The 21,762-nt window shown below is 45.5% G+C and carries 14 protein-coding genes; 3 read left to right on the top strand and 11 right to left on the bottom strand.

All coding sequences use genetic code 11. The features are described 5' to 3' along the window. Positions 1-7 precede the first annotated feature (7 nt). The 10 genes from ACTJKG_RS17725 to ACTJKG_RS17680 all read right to left on the bottom strand — a co-directional run bounded on the left by ACTJKG_RS17725 (position 8) and on the right by ACTJKG_RS17680 (position 16,797). Positions 8-577, bottom strand: coding sequence for a Crp/Fnr family transcriptional regulator (locus ACTJKG_RS17725; protein WP_172337967.1), 570 nt, complete (start codon positions 575-577; stop codon positions 8-10). A 218-nt stretch (positions 578-795) separates the two neighbouring features. Continuing rightward, positions 796-2,595, bottom strand: a complete 1,800-nt coding sequence (locus ACTJKG_RS17720) for a glycoside hydrolase family 35 protein (RefSeq protein WP_440739959.1) — start codon at positions 2,593-2,595, stop codon at positions 796-798. A gap of 128 nt (positions 2,596-2,723) precedes the next feature. Then, positions 2,724-4,043, bottom strand: a complete 1,320-nt coding sequence (locus tag ACTJKG_RS17715) for a DUF3472 domain-containing protein (RefSeq protein WP_172337965.1) — start codon at positions 4,041-4,043, stop codon at positions 2,724-2,726. A gap of 5 nt (positions 4,044-4,048) precedes the next feature. Continuing rightward, positions 4,049-7,027 carry a glycoside hydrolase domain-containing protein gene (locus ACTJKG_RS17710; protein ID WP_440739958.1) on the bottom strand — a complete coding sequence of 993 codons (2,979 nt, stop codon included), beginning with the start codon at positions 7,025-7,027 and terminating at the stop codon, positions 4,049-4,051. 119 nt (positions 7,028-7,146) lie between these two features. Continuing rightward, positions 7,147-8,655 (bottom strand): RagB/SusD family nutrient uptake outer membrane protein, encoded by a 1,509-nt coding sequence (locus tag ACTJKG_RS17705; protein WP_440739957.1) that lies wholly within the window; start codon positions 8,653-8,655, stop codon positions 7,147-7,149. A gap of 11 nt (positions 8,656-8,666) precedes the next feature. Beyond that, positions 8,667-11,684, bottom strand: coding sequence for a SusC/RagA family TonB-linked outer membrane protein (locus ACTJKG_RS17700; protein ID WP_440739956.1), 3,018 nt, complete (start codon positions 11,682-11,684; stop codon positions 8,667-8,669). A 356-nt stretch (positions 11,685-12,040) separates the two neighbouring features. Next, the gene (gene cysC / locus ACTJKG_RS17695) at positions 12,041-12,607 is read right to left on the bottom strand and encodes an adenylyl-sulfate kinase (protein ID WP_440739955.1); all 567 of its coding nucleotides are present in this window, start codon (positions 12,605-12,607) and stop codon (positions 12,041-12,043) included. A gap of 34 nt (positions 12,608-12,641) precedes the next feature. Next, entirely contained in the window at positions 12,642-14,591 is a 1,950-nt protein-coding gene (locus ACTJKG_RS17690; RefSeq protein ID WP_440739954.1) for a M1 family metallopeptidase, read from the bottom strand. 196 nt (positions 14,592-14,787) lie between these two features. Beyond that, positions 14,788-15,573: a 3'(2'),5'-bisphosphate nucleotidase CysQ gene (gene cysQ / locus ACTJKG_RS17685; protein WP_440739953.1), complete on the bottom strand. Its 786-nt coding sequence runs from the start codon at positions 15,571-15,573 to the stop codon at positions 14,788-14,790. 153 nt (positions 15,574-15,726) lie between these two features. After that, a complete protein-coding gene (locus ACTJKG_RS17680; RefSeq protein WP_440739952.1) occupies positions 15,727-16,797 on the bottom strand; it encodes an AI-2E family transporter in 1,071 nt (356 codons plus the stop codon). 165 nt (positions 16,798-16,962) lie between these two features. Here ACTJKG_RS17680 and ACTJKG_RS17675 point away from each other — a divergent pair, with 165 nt between their 5' ends. After that, positions 16,963-17,760 (top strand): HipA family kinase, encoded by a 798-nt coding sequence (locus ACTJKG_RS17675; protein ID WP_370996069.1) that lies wholly within the window; start codon positions 16,963-16,965, stop codon positions 17,758-17,760. Then, positions 17,738-18,121, top strand: coding sequence for a DUF3037 domain-containing protein (locus ACTJKG_RS17670; protein ID WP_172337957.1), 384 nt, complete (start codon positions 17,738-17,740; stop codon positions 18,119-18,121). Before ACTJKG_RS17675 ends, ACTJKG_RS17670 begins: the two co-directional genes overlap by 23 nt. 161 nt (positions 18,122-18,282) lie before the next feature. Here the strand turns inward: ACTJKG_RS17670 and ACTJKG_RS17665 are convergent, their stop codons facing one another. Further along, the gene (locus ACTJKG_RS17665; RefSeq protein ID WP_440739951.1) at positions 18,283-21,027 is read right to left on the bottom strand and encodes a family 78 glycoside hydrolase catalytic domain; all 2,745 of its coding nucleotides are present in this window, start codon (positions 21,025-21,027) and stop codon (positions 18,283-18,285) included. Positions 21,028-21,217: 190 nt separating this feature from the next. On the opposite strand from ACTJKG_RS17665, the gene ACTJKG_RS17660 reads away from it, so the two are divergent. Further along, positions 21,218-21,715 carry a DinB family protein gene (locus ACTJKG_RS17660; RefSeq protein WP_440739950.1) on the top strand — a complete coding sequence of 166 codons (498 nt, stop codon included), beginning with the start codon at positions 21,218-21,220 and terminating at the stop codon, positions 21,713-21,715. Positions 21,716-21,762: the final 47 nt, after the last annotated feature.

Raw genomic sequence — 21,762 nt, 5'->3', positions numbered from 1 at the left:
AAGAAAATCAGCTCAGTCTTGCCCTTACCCTGCTTAATGTTTCGGGCGCCATGCCTAAGTAAGAGGCAATTTGGTTTTGCGGGAAACGGTTTAACCAATCAGGATGCGTTGTCAATAGTTCATGATAACGCTCATCGGGATTTTTGGTTTTGATAGATGCCAGGTGCATTGTTGAAATATGAAGACCGGTTAGCAATTTATTCAGCATTCGGAAATCCGGATAGTTATCCATTAACCAGTGAAGATCTTTAAGCATTATTGTCGCTGCACTGGTATCCTCAAATGCTTCGATATAATTGGTCGATGACTGCTGTGTTAGTAAACTTTCCAAATCGGCTAACCAGGTATTTTCGGTAAAAAAGTTAAGGGTCAACTCCTTATCTCCTGTTTTGTTATATAGCCTTAAACTGCCACTGAGGATGAAGGTAATGCCCTTAGAAATTTGACCAGACTTCAGCAGGAATTCCCTTTTGTTGAACCTTTGGAAGATTAACCTACCAGTAAACTGATCTAATTGTTCTTCCGCGAAAGGATGAGTTTTTAGCAATGAATCTTTTATTTTCGAAAGGTCTGTCATTGGGTATTGAATTTACCTATTTATTTAGAAAAACAAAAAGGGTGTCATTCTGAGCCCGTCGAAGAGTGGAGCGCGGAGACCTACCCACTATGCAAAACTTACGAAGTTTTGAAAACTTCGTAAGTTTCATATCTGCTGCTTATTCTAATTCTGCGAATTTCAGACAGGTAAAGAAAAGCCTTGGTTCTTCATTCTAACCTCTTGCTTCTATCTCCCCCCTACTCCAAAATAGTTTTACCGCTGATGGTTTTGGCTTCGTTCTGGTGGAAATCGAAAACCAAAATCTCGTTGCTGCCTTTTTTAAGCCATGAAGCCGGGCAGTACAGCCTTTGCTGCGGACCAGTGTTCCAGTACCTGCCCAGGTTATGGCCGTTCACATAAATAATGCCCTTGGCGTAATTGCTCAGGTCGAAAAAGGTGTCGCCGGTTTCCTGCAGATTAAACGTGCCTTTGAAGAACATGCCTTTGGCATCAGCCTCGGCTTTTGCCGGTTTCAATGTTTTGATAAAAGCTTCAGTCATGGGTAAAGGATACATCTGCCAGTCCATCAGGGTCATGCCGTTGAGGGTTACGCGGTCGGTGATACCTTTACGGTCGATGATATACTGGGCAAAGTTAATGTGGCCCATGCCTTCTACCAGGATATCCAGTACCGGGTTTTTACTGCTGCTTTCGGGGATCTTGATGTTCCATTTGCCGCCATCGCGGTAAACAGTATCGATGAGTTTACCATCTACAAAAACCATAGCATAATCATGCGGTTCGGTAATGGTAAGCGTACCTTTTTTATGACCAATAAGTTTGGTGCGGTAAAGCATCAGGCCCTGATTTTGATCATAATATTCCATCGGCTGCGGCTGCGGCGACAGAAAAGGTTTAGGCAACTGCTGCCAGATACTGGTTAACGGACTTAAAGTAATAGCCGGTATGCTGATGGCTTTAGCAGCCTGTGGTACAGCCGGAATTTTATATTTTACGTATTTGCTGATGAGATTACGCAGCATATAGTATTTAGGGGTTGCCTGCCCCTGCTCACTGATGGGTGCATCGTAATCATAGCTGGTCAAATCTGGTTGGTATTGGGTAGCCGAAAACGCGTTGGCACCCGCAGTAAAGCCAAAGTTGGTACCGCCATGAATTACGTACAGGTTAAATGATTTATGGTTCTCAAGCAGGTAAGTAATCTCTTTCTTCAAACCATTGGTATCAGGCTTGGCGAATTTCTCTTTCCAGTGGGTTAACCAACCCGGATAAGTTTCACTGCTGAATGATGGCACATTGGGGTTGCGTTTGGTAGCCTGGGCAAAATCCTCATCACTGGTGCCGCTGTCAAGACCGATAGCAGCGCCATCGATATTACCGGCTTCGAGCATAAAAGGCGTAGCGCCATCGGCAGTATAAAATGGTACAGTGATGCCATTTTGCACCCATAATTTACGCAGGGCCTCCAGGTAGGTTTTATCGTTAGCATAGCTGCCATATTCATTCTCAATCTGCGACATGATGATAGGGCCGCCATTGGTGCATTGCAATGATTTAACCTCGGCTGCCAGATGGGCCACATAACGGCTTACCGCGCTCATGTAACGGGTGTCCATACAACGTACTTTAATATCGGGAATTTTTAACAGCCATGATGGCAATCCGCCAAAATCCCACTCGGCGCAAACATACGGACCGGGACGCAGCAGTACCCACATGCCCTCTTCCTTACAAATGCGGATGAATTCGGCAATATCATGGTTACCTGTTTTAAAGTCGAAAACGCCCGGGGCGGCCTCATGATAGTTCCAGAATACATAGGCCGCGATGGTATTACAGCCCATGGCCTTGGTCATGCGGATACGGTCGCGCCAGTATTCACGCGGGATACGGGCCGGGTGCATTTCGCCGCTGATGATCTGGAAAGGTTTGCCATCAAGCAGAAACTCGTTTTTGCTGAGGCTAAACACATGTTTATCCTGCGCAAAACACAGCACAGGTAATAAAAAGAGTAAGGGTAAAAGGTACTTTTTCACGGATTGTTGTTTTGTTTTAGTATCAAGTAGCTAGTATCAAGTATCAAGACTTTTTTCTTAGCAGTAATAAACTCTCGGATACCCTGCGGATGGTCTTGATACTTGATACTAACTACTTGATACTATTATTAAGGTAATTTATTAAAATCGATGGTGGGGTGGGCCATACCTGATTGTTGGCGACTAAGATCGCTTCTTAAGGTCGAAAAATCATTAAAAAATCCACAATTTCTGAGGTAAAAATGATCGCCCTGTACACCTCCGCCGTAATCCTTTCTGTATTTGATATTTGCAGTAGCATCGCCGGTAAAAAGGGCTTTGGTGAGCGGGTACCATTTACCATTTGTATCTATCAGCCAGCCATTACCAAAGTTTACACGGCGCTCCGTATTACCCATTTCCGGATCAAAATTTTCCAGGAACGAGTACAAGCCTTTTAAATAAAAGCCCGACATCGGTCGTTTAAAGCTGGCCACCAGTTGCCAGATACTTTGATCGGCAGGTTTAAAATAGGCAGTAAATATGGTGGTTTTAGCCGCGGCATCAGCCTGGGCATGTATCAAAAAGGCGTAGGTTTTACCTGCCACCCAGGGATAATTCATATAGCTTTGCCCACCCGATCCTTCTCCGCCAAATTCGCCGCCGTGTACGCCTGCTCCTTTTTTTAACAGGTGAATTTTTAAACTATCGGGGATGCTTTTAGGATCATCAGTATTGAAGGGGCTCCAGATAGAGAACAACACATGGCGCTCTGTTGGCGAGTTTACCTGCATACCGAAATAGCCACCCGTAAAACCATCAGCCATAAAATACGAACCCAGCACATCGTTACCTACAGGAACAGTCACCTCGTTGTAGAACCATTCGGTGGTAGTTTTGGCTTCGTCTGGCAATGGATAGTTCAGGTGCACTGATGGCCCTCTCCTGCCCCAGTGAAAATAATTGTCGTGATTATCCTTAGTATACTCAGCGCCATTGGCCGTAGCCGGGCCGCTCAATAACAGGTCACTCACCTGGGCGAATACCTTGCCGCTCTTTTTTAAGCCCTGCAGTTTTATTTGCAGATAGCCCGCGGCTTTAATGTGGGCGGTGCCAAAGTCAACAACAGCGGCTTCCTGATTAGATACCGTTTTGGTCAACACGCTTTGCCCCGCCGATACTTTGATGGTACTATTACCTTCGGGCACCTGCAAGCGCAGCGCTATTTTCAGATCGCCGGCAGCTTCCAGGCGTACATATACGCTTATCACATCGGTGTTACTGCTCCAATTGTTCAGACCAGCATTGTCAATAATGGCTTGTGCGTTCTTATTTACCCAGGCATTGCCGCCCAGTGGTACTGTGAGAGTACTGTCTGCCGGAAGAGCAGTAGCCTGACTGCTCAATTGCAGGAGTGTAAAAGTGGCGCAGGCGCATAATATCCTGCTTATTTGTTTTTTATTAATCATATCGTTTATTTAATGATCAGCAGCCAGCCTTTGGCTTTTTCAACCGGGATCTTATCATTCAAACCAAATGTTTTGGCGGGTTGAAAACTCCTGATCTCCGGCGCGGTGATCGTTGCTCTACTTGGGTCAATGCCTAATTTTTTCCAGTCAATTTTTAGCTGGATCTCGGTATCGCTATCCTCCCAGCTGGCTATGGAAACCAGTACAGCACCATCTTTTTTGTAGATGGTAGCCAGTACTTTATCATGGTCGGTCTTCACCGGGTTATCATCAACCCAGTAGCCTATCATTTTGGTACCTTTGATGCCAAAATCGTCCCAAACTTTCCATATCGGGCGCGGATCGGCGCCATCGCTCCAGGGCATGCGGTTGGTCATGCCGTAAACCATTCCACGCCATTTGTTGCCGCCATCCTGTAACATTTCGCCCATTAAACCAAATGGAATACCGCTTACTTCGGTCAGGAAAAAATCCGGACTATTCTTTTCGTAATCAAAATACTCCCCAAACCACAGGCGGTTGAGGTATGGAAAATGCTCCATATACAGGTTGGCGCTGTTGTTAAAACCATCACTTTTGTTGTATTGGTTGGCCGAATGCAGGTCGATGATACCGGGATGCCCATCTTTGGTCAACACCCGTTTAACGCGTTTCATAGTTACACGGTCAAAAGCCACGTCGTCCAGGTAAATCCCGTCGATGCCTACGTTCTGGGTGAGCCAGTTCATGCCCTCCACATAGTAATTGTGCCAGCGGTTCATACCACTGTTGATGATGGCGGCATCTTTTATTTCGGGAACAAACCACGCGGCTATATAATCATCGCCAATGTGCTCCTGCAGCCAGCTGAAACCTCCGCCTTTACCCGGCGAATAGATCTCATGTCCCAAACTCCGTAAAGCAAAGGTTTCATAAGCGTGATTGGATAACTCGCGGATGGTATTATAGATCTTCACCTTTAAACCCTCGGCATGTGCCGAATCGTCATAAGCCTTCATGGCTTTCCAGGCGATGAAGGGGTAATTGATATTGGGGTTGATAGCGGTGGCGTGGTGAATATTGATCACCGTGGCACCAGCTTGTTTTATGGTATCGATAGGTTTGTAGGCATGATAAAAACGGGTAGCCCACTGAAAATCGGTATTGATGGTATGGAAAGGCGTAATAAGCAGGTTGAAGTTATAATATAACACATCGCCTTTGCTCAGCTTACGTTCGCCGCTGTAGTTATTAGCCAGTACTGCCTTGCCATCGTCTTTTACGTTGATACCGCCTTTGTCGCCATTACCCCATGATGATGGCAGAATGAGCGGCTTTTGCAGATAGAAGTTGGTATTCAGCGGCCGCACATATTTTTCATCGCGCAGCGAATACTGCAAGCCTGCGTTTACGTTGCCAATCCAGGCGCCATCCTGATTTTTATGGGTAACATCCCATTTCCATTCAAAGTTTTCGGGGCGATAGCCGCCTTTTTGGCCCAGGCCCATCATGTATTTGGCCACATCCCGTTTAAAAGGGATATGCATGGTAATATCTTTAAAACTCACATCCTGCAAGGCTTTTACCTTCACGGTATAGGCTATAAAACCATCAAACTCCATAGAAGCGCTTACTTCCATCTGTAAGCTATCGTTGGCGCTGGTGGCTGTCCACTGCACCGTACCTGGCTCTTGCTTGATGAATTGCAGGCCCTGGCTTTTCAGCTTGATGTTTTTACCGGCGGTGTTCAGGAAATGAAAGTGGATAGCCTCGGTCAGCAGGTTGTTGGGTGCGTCGGCGTATTCGGTCATTTCAGGAGTAAAGAAAGTCTGGATCTGTTTCGGGAAACCATCGCTGTTCACCTCTACTTTTCTACCCAATAGTTCTACCGTGTTATTTTTTACTACCAGTGGTTTATAAGGTGCTATCACCGTGTTTTTTTGTGCCATGGTGGAGTTTAACCAACCCAGGCGGGTCATTTTCCAGGGTTCATCCACACCTCCGTTTTTGGCTAATGCCGGGTTTACTTTCAGAGATAATTGAACTTCTTTGGCCGTTTTGCCGTTGCTGATCGTAGCCTTACCGGTATAAACAGCCGCCGTTGCACTTGCAGGCACATCTACACCACACCATAGCGCCTGAATAGTCCCAGCTGCTACGTTTACTGTTTTGGTGAGCGGCGAACCATCATAAGCTGTACCACCTGTATTGATACAAAACAAAGCCGAAGCCGGGATCTTTTTACCACTCGCGCTTTTCAGGTCGCTGAAAGTAACTTTTACATTGTCAAGATTTTGCAGGGCGTATACACCTAGTTGGAAAGAGAAGTTTTCACCGCGCAATGCTGAGCCGGTATATTTACTTTGCGGACCAAGTTCTATCCAGCGCTGGGGCAGATCTTTGGTCATCCGGATAGAGTTCAGCCTATCCTCCGGAAAAACTAAAAACGATTCGCTTTTATGTTTAGCGATCAGCGCGTCCGTTTCATTTTTGGTGGCGATCACTTCCATCGGGTAAAAGCTATTGAAAGCACCTACCGACTGAAACTCTTTTACTGTGGCCGCCGGGATATTATTGCCCAGGCTGTTTAACCATGCAGGTGAGGCGGTATTTTCTGGTTTCAGATAGATACCTCGCGGATAGTTGGACTTGCCCTCGTTTTTATATGGCATGTAATACACAAAGTAAGTCCCCTTGCCCGATGTGGGTTCAAAAACCACTTCGCCGCTTTCACGGGTAATGGCGCCCAATTTTACATTGGTCACTTTTTGCTTGGTATGGGCATCCTCAATGATCACCCGTTTATTTTCCGGATCATTATCTCTCCTTCTCCATGGAATGAGCGCTTTGGCTGCCTTACCTGTGCCGGTAAAAGTTAAAACTACCCGGTGGTTTCCCAACGAATCGGGCAGCCAGCAGCTTTTACAATTGGTATAAGGTATTTTTTGGGCTTGTGCCGCAAGAGCAGGTAGCAGGAAAATGAGCGCAAAGAGTTGTCTTTTCATAATTTCGTATAAATCACAGATATAAATTCAAAAAGAGGGTGTTACCCCTCCTTGTGTAATATTAAATAAAATATCTGTTTGCTGTATAGTGCCATACCTATAATGGCATGGCTTTTATGCTATGGATTTTGTGTAAGTTTTGGGTTATTATCAATTTCTGTTTGTGGGATAAAGAATACCACCCGCGGATCGGTAGGCGCTACCGTTTGCATAATATTGGTTGTTGGTGTGTTGTTGAGCGCGTGCGTACCCGGGTAATTACGTACCATAGGTAAGTTATTCCTGTACAGATCATAAGACCGCTGTCCTTCAAAAGCAAACTCCAGGCGACGCTCTTCCAGCACCGCGGCCAATACACGGTTAGCGGCCACATCGGTCAAAGTAAGCGTAGGTATGCCCGCCCGGGTACGAATGATGTTAACATCATCAAGAGCCGCCTGACTGTTGCCCAGTTTAGCGTTGGCTTCGGCACGGTTCAAATACATTTCGGCAAGGCGCAGGTATACCGGCGAACTCAGCGTTACTATACCTTCCTGAAAACTGTACTTGGTAATGTAATACATCGGTGTCTTGGGTGTCAATTTTGGATTGTATTGTAAAACACCTGCAATGGTGTATGGTGCAATGAAGCTATGGCGAAGGTCGTTAGGGTATTTATCCAGATCCTCCACATAAGTTTTTGAAGCGTACACCTCGCCCCAGCCGGTATTGCCTTGTCCACCGGGAGTGGTTAAAGAACTGGTACCATCCGGGCCCTGGCCACTGTAATACATAGAGCCGATAGCGCTAAAGCCCTGATCCTGCGTTTTTGTATACTTTATACAGAAAATGGTTTCCTTGTTGTTTTCGGGCACACCGCTAAAGTAGTTCTGATAATCACCGCCCTGCAATAAACCATAACGGCCAGAATTGATGACCAGGTTGGCATATTTAATAGCATTGGCATTATCATTCATGTATAAATAAACGCGTGATAATAATGCGTAAGCCACCTCTTTGGATGCATATACATTCTGATTAGCAACGGTCATCAGGTCGGCGGCTTTTAAAAGATCGGCCAATACCGCGCTGTATACATCTTTTACCGAACTACGCGCCGGAGCAATGTCGTTACTGGTTTCTACCAATATCGGCACACCCGGATTACTGCCGTTACCTTGTGTATATGGCCTGCCAAAAATACGTACGAGGTTAAATTCAGCCATGGCACGCAGGTAAAGATTTTCTCCTTTTAGTTGTTTTAAACTTGTTGAAGCGTTATCCGGGATAGCAGCTATGATCTTGTTAGCCGCTGCTACCAGGTGATAAGCCTGTTTCCAAAAAGCGGTAGCATGACCGCCTGTCGGGATATGATTATACCGGTAACACCTGGAAAGATCATCTGATGATGGTTGCCCCTGTGCTATATTATCACCAGGGTATTCCATCAGGAAATGCCCGCTTCTTACATAATCGGGGTTCCGGAGCACGGCATAATTACCAATGGTAGCCGTTGCTATATGCGAGGAATCGCCCAGGGCTACTTTTTCATCAATAGCGGTTGATGGCTCTACCTTTTTACAAGCACTCACTACAGATCCTAAAAGACCAACAATGAGCATTATTTTTATATATTTTAAAATCTTCATTTTCGTTTTTTTTAGAATCCAACATTCACACCGAACAATATTTTTCTGCTGATAGGGTATTTAAAGCTCGACGTACCTATATTACTGTTACTCAGGCTTACTTCCGGATCGGTTCCAGTAAATTTGGTGATCGTGAACAGGTTATCTCCGCTTACAAATATCCTGGCGCTCCTGATCTTTAAACTATTCAGCCAGGTTTGTGGTAACTGATAACCCAGGGTAGCGTTGCGCAGACGCAGGTAACTGCCGTTTTCCAGGTATCTTGATGAGGTAGAGTTAGAGTTATTATTCCCACCCTGTATGGCTTGTGGTTCAGTAGCTATATCGCCAGGTTTTTGCCAGCGTGTCCAGCCTTTGGGTGGCACCATAACATTATAACTGTCATATAAACCATCATTATCAAAATAAACACGGCTATCGTTATACACATAATTGCCGTAAACAAAATTAAAGAAGGTGCTTAACGAGAAGTTTTTGTAAGAAAAGGTATTGGTAATACCGCCGGTAAATTTAGGCGATGCCGATTTGCCGGTAAATTGTTTTGAAGCTGATGCCTGTGAGTAAACACTGGTTGTTTGTTTGGTTACGTTACCATTGGCATCGGTAACTAATTTTTCCCATAGTGGTTTACCATTTGCCGGATCAACGCCTGCCCATATCGGCATATACCACTCATTCATATCATGCCCTACAGCAATTGGCAAGGATGCTCCCGGCGATGCCATAGATTCCCCTGCATCTAGGGATAATACTTTGTTGCGGTTAAACGCGATGTTGAAATTGGTTTCCCATTTGAAAGCGCCGATAAGATTGCGGGAATTCACGTTGATCTCCAATCCCCGGTTACGTACCGAGCCTATGTTTTCAAATACATAGTTATACCCCGATGTTGCCGGTAATGGTTTCTGGAATAATAAAGCGCTTGATGTTTTTTGATAAACATCAATATTCACATCAATGCGGTTAAACAAACCCAGATCTAAACCAATATTGGCCGTTTTCATTTTCTCCCACGTAAGATTAGGATTCGCTTTTTGCGATGGATAAGAGCCTGGGGCACCATTGTAACTAGCCGACTGATCAATGCTATATAAACCCAATGCCGCGTAGTTACCAATTTCGGCATTACCGGTTGTACCGTAGCTTGCACGTAGTTTCAGGAAATTAATGGACTTTACGTTTTGCATAAAGTCTTCCTTGGTGAGTATCCATGAAGCGCCGCCCTGGTAAAAGTTACCACTTGGGTTGTTGCTGCCAAAGCGTGAAGAATACTCATGCACATATGAACCTACCAGGAAATATTTACCGGCATAGTTATAATCGGCCTGGCCCAGGTATTTACGGAAATTATACTCATCCACACCGCCGCTTGGGTTGCTGATAATATCCGTAGCGGTTGACATTACCGGGCTGCCCGCAGGCAGGCCTTTTCCGTTCAGGTACTGGTCATCATAATGATATTTCTGCCCTTCGCCAACTGCCAGCAAGGTTAAATTATGATTGCCGAAGCTGTTATCATATTTTAAGCGATTGGAAGTTAGTAAAGTACTGCTGAAATTACTGCTGTTATACAGCTCACCAGAGTTTGCCCCACCATCCTTGGTACGTGTATCATAATAAGTTTCATCACGGTAATTATACAACGTTACGCGGTTGTAAGTAGCAAAACTCAAGTGTTTGATTATGGCATAGTCTATATTAAAATCGCCGCTGGTGTTGAGGCTTTTGGCATTGGCAAAATTATATTGCAGGCCCTGCAAAAAGTTCTCTTTATCGCGGCCCACCCAGCCCGGATAAGTTCTGCCATCGGTTGGTGTGTCATCTGCATTATAAGCAGGGTCATACGGCATACTTAAATAAGCATCGTACAGCGCATTGCCGGTAAAAAGACTTGTGGGGTTATTATCCTTGTTATAAATGGTGTTCAGTAAAACGCTTAGCTTTAACTTATCGCTCAACTTAGTGGTAAGGTTTGAGCGCAGGTTGTAAGATGTTTTGGCATTATCAATTAATGTACCCTGCTCCTTGTAGTAATTACCAGAAACATAAAACTGTGTTTTATCGCTGCCTCCAGAAACAGAAATTGTATGATTTTGTGTAACGCCGGTCCTGAAAGCCAAATCGAGCCAGTTGGTATTATATTTTAGTACCGATGGATCAGGTGTAAGAAATGTTTTTTGGTAATCATACAACTGCTGCGAATTCATTAAATGAAACTTACCAAATGTGGCGTTGTTAAATCCCACTACCGAGTTTACATCAATTTTTGTTAAGCCCGCCTTACCCTGTTTGGTAGTCACGATAATTACCCCGTTGGCTGCCCTTGAGCCATATAGGCCGGTTGCTGCAGCATCCTTCAATATCGTTACCGATTCCACATCAGTAGGATTATAGGTACCGCCGATGTTACCGTCAACCACAATCAGCGGACTTGTACTCGCACTGATGCTGCTGGCCCCTCGGATAAGGATACTGGCCCCCGAGGAGGGATCGCCCGAGCCGGATGATACTACTATGCCCGGCGCTTTACCCTGTAACAGGCTAACCAGGTCATTCGAGGTAACATCTCTTAGTTTATTACCGCTAACCACAGAAACCGAGCTTGATAATTGCGATACCTGTTTAGAAGAATAGCCTACCACCACTACTTCGCTTAGCTTATTCAGATCTTCTTCCAGTACAACCGATACCTCATTTGATGAGCCTATCGTTACTTCCTGTGGTTTATAACCTATATAGGTTACTGTTAAAACTCCCGATTTACCTTTAAGGCTTAATCGGAATTTACCATTGATGTCGGTTACAGCTGTGTTCTTATTTCCTTTTTCGGATACTGTAGCGCCAATCGCGGGGACACCTTTGGTATCTTTTACGGTACCGTTAATTACCGTTTGGGCACTTGCCCAGGTGGGTAACATTACAAACAGATAACAGCAAACCAGTTTCAAAAAAGGACTAACGCAGGAGCGTCCCTTTGAAAAAATACCTTGCATGAAATCCGGGCCAAGTTGTGAGTAAATTTTAATCATACATTGTTGGTGTTAATTAGTTGGTCAATAAATTTCCAGTCGGTTTTTTTATGTTTTTTTGGATATTGGAAATTAGAGATAAGGCCTAAACAAAGCAAAATTGTAACCCCTCAAACACCACGCAAACGTTTGTTTTACAAAAGATTAACCAACACAAACGTTTGATAAACAACAAAATACATGAGCACCCGAAAGAAAGACCATGCAGATAGCAGGCTTTTAGGTTTTACAGACTGATATAATTTGGAGTTATCATTCAAAAGCTTCCTGTTTTGGACAACAGCGCAAAAACTTTTGATTTATGGCGATATAAACAACACATTTTTAAGGCAATAATTATGGCAAATTCGACCATCTTAGCGGTCAGTCTTCGTATTAATAGTGCCTTTGAGTAAAGGTGTTATATAATTATACACTTTCTCCATACTTTCCGCAGGGCTTTCGGCGGCGGTAAGGATGATCAATTCTGGATTTGTGGGTACCTCGAACGATGAGCTGATCCCTGTAAAATGGATTATTTGATTGGCACTGGCCTTTTTATATAGGCCTTTAACATCACGCGCCTGGCAAACATCCAGCGGGCATTCAATAAATACTTCTGTAAAGGATTGACCTATGATGGCTGACGCCAGGGCACGGTGTTTTTGCAGCGGGGTAATAAAGGAGCAAATGGTAATGATGTTGTTTTGTAGCATGAGCCTTGCAATTTCGGCGGCCCTGCGGATGTTCTCCTCCCGGTCATCTTCGGCGAAACCGAGGTCCTTATTAATACCCGATCGTAATACGTCACCATCCAGGCAAACTGCAAAAAAGCCGTCATTCTCCAGTTGCTGTTTTAATAAAAGAGAAATGGTTGTTTTGCCTGCACCGGATAACCCGTACAGCCAAACAACCATTCCTTTCTGATCAGGTATTCTACTCATTTTATGCCTTTTAGCCAGCTCTATAGAGAACCGCTTACTCAGGCAATTTAAAAATATTATTGCTACGATCAATATCCGGCAGTTGCCTGTCGGGATCAGCAATAACCGAGGTTATTTTTGATGTGGTATTACATTTCAATTTCCACTTAGCCCCTTTTTGCCACACCTCAACCGGGAGTTTGATCACTTGTGCCTTACCGTTCTGCTCGGTCACTTTTAAAGTTATGGGCAACGCCATTTCACCTAAATTCTCTATAGTGATCACGGCTCCGGCGGCTGGGTCATTTTTATTATATTTCACATCGGTAACCGCCTGATCAAGCTTCCAGGTGGTATAAAACCATTCCTTCCAGAACCAGTTCAGGTCTTCGCCGGCGGCATCATTCATCGTACGGAAAAAGTCCTCAGGTAAAGGATGTTTGTAGGCCCAGCGTTTAATGTACATATTGAAGGCATAATCAAACCTGTCGGCCCCTAAAACCTCATTGCGCAAAATATTCAGGGCCAGGGCTGTTTTATAATAATACTGACCGCCATCGTGCATTACTTCGGGCGGGGTCATCAGTGGGTCTTTCTCGCGCAGCAGACTCCGGGTCATACGTACGGCCACGCTGCTGGTATCGCCATATTCGCCATGGTTGAACCAGTTAGAGGCATAACCATTGATAAACGTGTTCATCCCTTCATCCATCCACATAAAGCGGCGCTCATTGCTGCCCACAATCATCGGAAACCAGTTATGGCCCATTTCATGGGTGATGTCATGCCACAGATCGTCCTTTTTGATCTCGTAACTACAGAAAACAATTCCCGGATACTCCATACCTAATGCCACGCCAGCCACCACAAATGCCGAGTGCCAGGGATATTCAAAATAATTTTTAGAGTAAAACTCGATGCTGTTTTTTAAATATTGCGCAGCCCGGCCATAACGATCATAACCACGGCTTTCAACCGGGTAAACCGCGTTGGCCAAACCCTTTTTGCCGCCCGGCAGGTTAACCCTTGCGGCATCCCAGATAAAAGCTTTGGAGGCCGACCAGGATACATCGCGGGTATTATGCATTTTATAATGCCAGGTTAACATACCTTCATGTTTTGGCCTGATGCCTGCCGTACCCACCTCAGCTTCGGTAATAATGTGTACCGAGCTATCGCTTTTGGCAGCTGCGGCCAGGCGCTTGTTTTGCTCCATAGTTAATACCTGCTGGGCGTTTTGCAGATCGCCGGAACCTGCTACGATCATATCGGCAGGTGCGGTGATGAAGTAATCGTAATTACCATACTCGCAATAAAACTCGCCGGTTCCTATATAAGGCAGGGTATCCCAGCCATTCACGTCATCATACACGCACATACGCGGGTACCATTGGGCCAGCTGGTAGATCACGCCTTGCTTAACCCCTAACCTGCCCATACGGTCGGCGCCGTAATGGGGTACATAGAAAGAGTAGTTTACTTTTACGTTGATTTGGTCGCCATGGGGTTTTACCACAAAAGGCAAACGCAATTGCATGCGGGTATCGGTAATGGTAGGCTTGATCACATAGTTTTTACCCATATAGGTAACCGAAACCGCGCCAATATCATAGCCTCCCTTGGTATAACCTTTGGCGTCGAAACGGTCGCCACTAAGCGGCGTTGTAGCAGCGCCGCGTGAATCGGGTTTAAACAGGTTCTGATCCAGCTGTAGCCAGAGGTAATTGAGTGTATCCTGACTGTTATTAGTATAACTGATGCTTACATTGCCTTTGATCAGGGTATCCTTTTCAACCAGCTCTGCATTGATCACATAATCGGCTTTGTTTTGCCAGTATTTGGGACCGGGTGCACCGTTTGCACTGCGAAACTCATTACCATTATAGGTAAAAAACGAATGATCGAATACCTGCAGTTCGTTATAAGCGGGTTTAGTTTGGGCAATAGCCAAAAATGGCGTCATGGCCATACAAAAGAGCCATAAATTAATGTGTTTATACTTCATGTTAGCGTTTAAATAGTCCCGGCACTTTAAGCATGCCAGAGCATTTTGTTATTGTATTATACCAATGAAATTAATGATTAACTCAGGCTGCCTTAATAATTAATTTAACACAAACGTTTGTTATAACCTCAATTACTTTAAGATCAGTTAATTTTCAACAGCGATATTTTGCGGCCTGGTAGCTATAGATAAACACCTACTTTACCTTGCACAAAAAGCCTGGATTAAGCAGTGATACTTTATTATACAGAAAAGGCTCGCCATTGGGCATGGTCATTTTTGCACCACTGGATGTGGCAATGGCCTGCCCGGCGGCGGTATCCCACTCCATGGTTGGGCCATGGCGGTAGTAAATATGAGCTTTACCTTCGGCTATGAGGCAAAACTTGAGTGAGCTGCCCACCGTAATCGTTTCTTTGATGGGATATTGACCGAGTACAGCGGTTTCTTCGGGCGAGGCATGTGAACGGCTGCCGGCGGCTATCCAGTTGATGCTGCTTGTATCCGCATGCAGCCGGACAATTGAACCGTCGTGACTTTCTTTCCAACTACCGATGTTTTGACCTCCATAGTATAGTTCGCCGGTAACGGGAATATAGATGATGCCTAAAACCGGGGTGTGTTTATGGATAAGCGCGATGTTGACGGTAAACTCCCCATTATGCTTGATAAACTCCTTCGTGCCATCCAGCGGGTCGACACACCAGAAATAGGGCCAGTTTTTTCGGGTTTCGTAGGGAATATCCTTGCCTTCCTCAGAAATAATGGGGATATGCGGTGTTAAGGTGGTCAGGGCATTGAATATCACCTCATGCGACAGCTTATCGGCAGCGGTAAGCGGTGATTGATCGTCTTTAAGGCTGAGCCCGATATTTTCGGGCGATAGGTTATAAATGCTGAGTATAGCAGCTCCGGCTTCCCTGGCTATTTGGTTTACGCTGGTTAGATCAATAGGTTCCAGATCCTGGTAGGTAAAAATCATTTTGGTAGATGTGCTGTTTTTAATGACTGGATAAATATGTAGCAAATTATAGTTTTTATCCCGTTAGCACATCGCTTTTTTTATCAGCACATCATAATGACACGTTTTATGACCGCCATAGCCCCGGGGGCGAATCGTCCCGCGCAAGCAAATTCAGGACTTCGTACTCAAAACTTCCGATCCCTCGTTGATCTTTTTCACGTATAGCTCATCTACCAATATCATCACAATAGCCAATAGTGGCACGGCCAGTATAATACCCAGCACACCCGAAAGCGTGCCCATCAGTACCTGCGATAATATGGTAAGTGCCGGCGGCAGATCGATCATCTTTTTCTGGATGAGTGGGGTTACAATATTGCTCACTATGGTTTGTGAAACTATATAGATCAACGCTACAATGATGGCCGTATTGGTGCCTATCGTGAGCGCCAGCAGTACCCCGGGTATCATGGCGGCCAGAGAACCAAAATTGGGGATCAGTTTCAGCAGGCCCGTGAGCAAAGCAAGCACCAGCGCTACCGGGATGCTCATAATACTTAAACCTACACCTATCAAAATAAACACCAACACCATAGATAGCATCATGCCCTTGAGCCAGCCTTTGAGCGCCATACTGATCCGATCGATCACGCAGCGGCCCAGTTCCTTACGGTCTTCCGGGATCAGTTTAATGATACCATCCTTATACAGATTAGGGTTAGCTGTAAAAAACATAGCCAGGAACAGGATCACATATATATTGCCCAGGACACCAAAACTGGTATTGAAAAACTGTTTGGCGGTGGCAAACAGCTTGTCAGAATTATCATCCGAAAGGTATAGCAGCACCTTATTGCCCAACGGATATTCAGACAGTTTTTCTTTAACGGTATTCACCGTTTTGGGGAGCGAATCGCTCAATACAGTGATCTGCTTGGAGATCTTGGCTCCCATAAACCAAAATAAAACCGTAAGGATAATAAAAGTGCCCGCTACAGAAATGATCATGCAAAGTCGCCTGCGCCATTTGGTTTTGCGTTGTATCATATCGCCCAGGCCATGAAAATAAACCGATACCAGCGTGCCTGCCAGCACCATGAGCAATACGTTAAACGCTACCCGCGCTATCAGAATCACCACCACCAACAGGGCAACGATGGCCACCGTGTGCCACACCTTCTGAATATAGGTAAGTTCTTTTTCGACGGTTTCTTTTGCAGGTTGTTTGTGATTTTGGGCCATACGGTTTCTTAAAAGTTAATTCACATTTACATTACAATAATTAAACATAAAAGTTTTCTTGACGGCATCATACATTTATATAAGCCATATGGAGTACATGACCGCCGCCGCTATGTTTTTAACTATATTTGCCACAGGCCATGTGCCTGCATTTGAATAGCTGTGATGAACTATACCGAACCACAACTCCGAACCATTAATGTAATACGCTACGTTACCCCCCTGCGCGAAGGCGGTTCCTTACCGGCCATTGCCGAGGGTGACGACGAGTTTTTATATGTACTTAAGTTCCGCGGGGCAGGCCAGGGCGTAAAGGCCCTGATAGCCGAGCTTATTGGCGGCGAAATTGCCCGCTTGCTGGGTTTACGTGTACCCGAACTGGTATTCGCCAATCTCGACCCAGCCTTTGGTCGTTCAGAAGCCGATGAAGAGATACAGGACCTGCTCAAATTTAGCGTCGGCCTTAACCTGGCGCTGCATTACCTTCAGGGCGCTATAACATTCGACCCGGTGGTGACCACCCTCGATGCAAAAACGGCTTCGCAGATTGTGTGGCTGGACTGCCTGCTTACCAATGTGGATCGTACCCCGCGCAATACCAATATGCTGATGTGGCACAAGGAACTTTGGCTGATAGATCATGGTGCATCCCTGTACTTTCACCACTCCTGGTATAACTGGGACGAGCAGGCTATACGTCCCTTTATGCCCGTAAAAGATCATGTACTGCTGCCCCAGGCTTCGCTGTTGGACGAGGTTGATGCCGAGTTTTCTGCTATCCTGACCGACGAGCGCATCCTGGCCATTGTTAACCTGATACCGGATGAGTGGCTTACAGACGATTCGGAAAACGGTACACCTGCCGAACGTCGCGATGTTTATTACCGTTTTTTAACCACACGCGTAGCCGCGTCTGAGAATTTTGTAAAAGAAGCACAACATGCAAGAGCCATACTTATTTGAGTACGCCGTAATACGCGTTGTGCCGAGGGTGGAGCGCGAGGAATTTATCAACGTAGGTGTAATTGTCTTTTGCCCCAAACAGAAATTTTTAAAAGTGCGTTTTGTGTGGAACGAGGACCGCATCAGCGCACTGGCTCCCGGCCTGGATCTGGATTGCCTGAAAGATAATATCAACTCTTTTGAAAGGATATGCCATGGCGATAACCATGCCGGCCCTATAGCCCAACTGGATCAGCCTTCCCGTTTTCGCTGGCTTACGGCTACCCGCAGCACCGTGGTACAATCATCAAAAGTACACCCCGGCCTGTTATTGGATGCCGAAGCTACTTTGAATAAATTGTTTGCCCAGTTGGTGGCATAAGCTATTCATTATACTTTATTCCACACACCTCATTGCGAGGAACGAAGCAATCTCTACGCAAGCAAGTCAACTATTCACGCTGCTCTGTATAGTTTAGGGATTGCTTCGTTCCTCGCAATGACGCTTGGGAGAAGACCGGAATTAAAAAATCCCATCTTCTCTTACATCGTCGCCACAACCGCTTTTTTCTCTTTTACCTCTATCCAGGGATAACTAAACGTATAATCGCCTGAGCCAACACTGACGGTAATGCCGTCATCAACAGCGTGAGCCGTATCATGGCGTATGGGTTTGCCATCGAGTTTTACCTCTCCGGCATGCGCCTTGGGCAGGATTACATCGGCTGTGGTATTGGGTGGTATGGTCACATGCACCTGTATGGTACCATTGCTTACCTCCCAGCCCGATAACACCTGTCCGTACATACTCTGAAAGGTTACTTTGGCAAAATTGATCTTTTGATTAGGCTCCGGCTTAATGATAATATGTTTATAACCGGCCTTACCCAATTGTAAACCTGCCATTTGCTGATACATCCAGTCGCCAACGGCACCGTAGGAGTAATGGTTAAAGGAGTTCATGCTTTTATCCTCAAAAGTGCTATCGGTTTTGATGCCATCCCAGCGCTCCCAGATAGTGGTGGCCCCCATTTTTACCGGGTACAGCCATGATGGATACGTTTTTTGCAACAGCAGATCATAAGCTACATTGCTATACCCGTTTTGCGACAGTACCTGGCATAAATAAGGAGTTCCCAGGAAGCCGGTAGACAGGTGATTGTTACGGCTGCGCACATCCTCAACCAGGTAAGCGGCGGCTTTGGCTTTGAGACTATCGGGCACCAGTCCAAACTTCAATCCCAGCACATAGCCGGTTTGCGAGTCGGCAAAAATTCGACCAGTTGGGGTAATATAATTACGAACAAAGGCTTTTTTAACCTGCTCATATATCCCCTTGTAGTATTTTTCGTCGGCACTATTACCAAGTACACCAGCTGATTCACTTAGTAGTTTGGAGGAGTAAGCATAAAAAGCGGTAGCGATCAGATCGGGATTGGTATAACCATTGGGTTCCGAAAAATCATAAATACCCGGGCGGTAAAAGAGCCAATCGCCAAAAACGCTGCCGTTATGCCAGATGTATTTATCGCCAGATTTTTTGATGATATAATCCACATAGGCCTTCATGCTGGGATATTGCGTTTGCAGGATGCGTTTATCGGCATACACCTGGTACATAGTCCAGGGCACAATAACCGATACATCGCCCCAACCCGCAGAGGTGGTTTGGTTGGTTTGCAAAATATCGGGTACCACAAAAGGTATTCCACCTGCCGGGAACTGATCGGCAGCTACATCCTTCATCCATTTGGCAAAAAATGGCGCTACCTGCATATTAAAGGCGGCAGTGCGCGAAAATACCTGCGCGTCGCCCGTCCAGCCCAGGCGCTCATCGCGTTGCGGGCAATCGGTCGGGATATCCAGGAAATTACCTTTCTGCCCCCATTGGATATTATGCTGCAGCTTGTTGATCATGGTATCGGAGCAGGTAAATTGCCCGGTAACCGGCATGTCTGAATGTATGACTACGGCTGTGAAATTCTCCGGCTTCAATTCGCCAGGGAACCCTTCTACCGCAATATACCGGAAACCCATAAAGGTAAAATGCGGCTCAAATACTTCCTGGCCGCCGCCTTTAAGGGTGTAATTGATAGTTGCAGTTGCCGCACGCAGGTTGGCGGTGTAAAACTCTCCGAATTTATCCAATACCTCGGCATGGCGAATCTTTACGGTTTGCCCGGCACTGCCGTTTACTTTTAAGCGTACCCAGCCAGTGAGATTTTGTCCAAAATCAATAATTTGTGTGCCTTTGGGGCTTTTAAATATGGCAATGGGTTTGATCTCCTGTATTTTGTGAACGGGTACGCTTTGTACCCCTACCAGTATCTTGTTATCAAAGCTGGCTACATCAACGGGTTCCCAGCTGCTATCATCAAAACCTTTGGCAGTCCAGCCGCTTTTTTCCATGCGAGCATCATAGGTTTCGCCATCGTAAATACCATCACTGCGTATAGGGCCTTCTTTGGTACCTTTCCATGAACCATCGGTATTGATGTTTTGTACCGTACCATCGGCATAGGTGATCTGTAACTGGCATAACAGGCCAAGTTTTTTGCCCCAGAAACCCCATTGATTGATATAGCCTGTAGTTCCGCGGAACCAGCCGTCGCCAAGCATGGCGCCTATTACATTATCACCTTGTTGTAGCATAGCGGTAATATTATACACCTGGTATTGCAGGCGCTTTTTATACTCCGTCCAACCGGGAGTGAGTATCTGATCGCCTACCTTTTTGCCATTTAGATATAATTCATATAAACCGTGCGCCGTAGCATAAGCCCTGGCCGATACGATCTTTTTAGATACGCTGAACTGTTTACGAAGCATGGCTGCCGGTATTTTGCGCAGAGGCTCTTGTTTGGGTTCAACCCAGGTGGCCGTCCAGTCGGCAGGTGACAACATACCCGTTTCAAAATAAGCAGACTTGCTCCAGGCTGATGCGTGGTTATGATTATCCCAGACCTTTACCTGCCAATAATAGCGGGTAGCAGGTTTTAGTGGAGTTCCTGCATAGGTAATGAGTATAGAGGAATCGGCGTTTACCTTTCCTGTATTCCACACTGTTTTAGGCGAGGAAAAGGACGAGTCTGTTGCCACCCGTATATTGTAGGCCTGTTGCAGGGTGCTGCGCTGAGAAGCATTGATCTTCCAGCTGAGGCGCGGGTTTACGATATCGATACCTACGGGATTGTTGAGGTATTCGCAGGTTAAACCATCGGCGGCCGGATTTTGTGCCATGCACATAACCGGCAAAAACAAAAAGAGATAAAAGAGTATAGGTTTCATTGATGATAATTGGTAATTCAATGATATCAATTGCGTTTTGAGACGGCAACCCTGTCTGTCTTTATTACGGTTTTAAATCTATTTTTTTCTTTTTCATCTCTAAAAAAAACCTGCTGACATAGGGCTGTCACCAGCTGTTTGTTACTTTGAATCATCAAACAAGAACAGTAAATATTTAAAACGATAAGTCATGTCAACCATCGCCGAATTACTAAAAGAAATGGAGCTGGAAGCTCAAACCACCCGTAAAATGCTGGCCATTATACCCAACGATAAATATGAATGGCAACCGCATGAAAAGAGTATGACCGTGCAACGCCTGGCCAATCACATTGCCGAAATACCAGGCTGGGTAACCATGGCACTTACTACAGATGAACTTGATCTGGCGCATAATCCTTACAAATTTGAACCCCATAACAATACAGAGGGCGTATTAGGATTTTTTGAAAAATCATTGGAAAGCGGAAAAATACATCTAGCCCAAGCCAGTGACGAAGATCTGGAAAAAAGCTGGACCCTGCGTTACGATGGTAAATTAATAAGCGTAAGAACCAAAGCCGAAGTGATCAGAATGGCTTACTCGCAAACCGTGCATCACCGTGCACAAATGGGTGTTTACCTGCGCTTGCTGAATGTACCTATACCGGGCAGCTACGGCCCAAGTGCCGACGAAGGCGGCTTTTAACAAAACCTGCATCAACCGTGAAAAACAAAAAAGCCATTGTTAAATAA

This window comes from Mucilaginibacter sp. 22184, assembly GCF_052045695.1.
Classification (GTDB): Bacteria; Bacteroidota; Bacteroidia; order Sphingobacteriales; family Sphingobacteriaceae; genus Mucilaginibacter.
The sequence above is the reverse complement of the archived record's forward strand: the minus strand, read 5'-3'. Positions and strand labels throughout refer to the sequence as shown.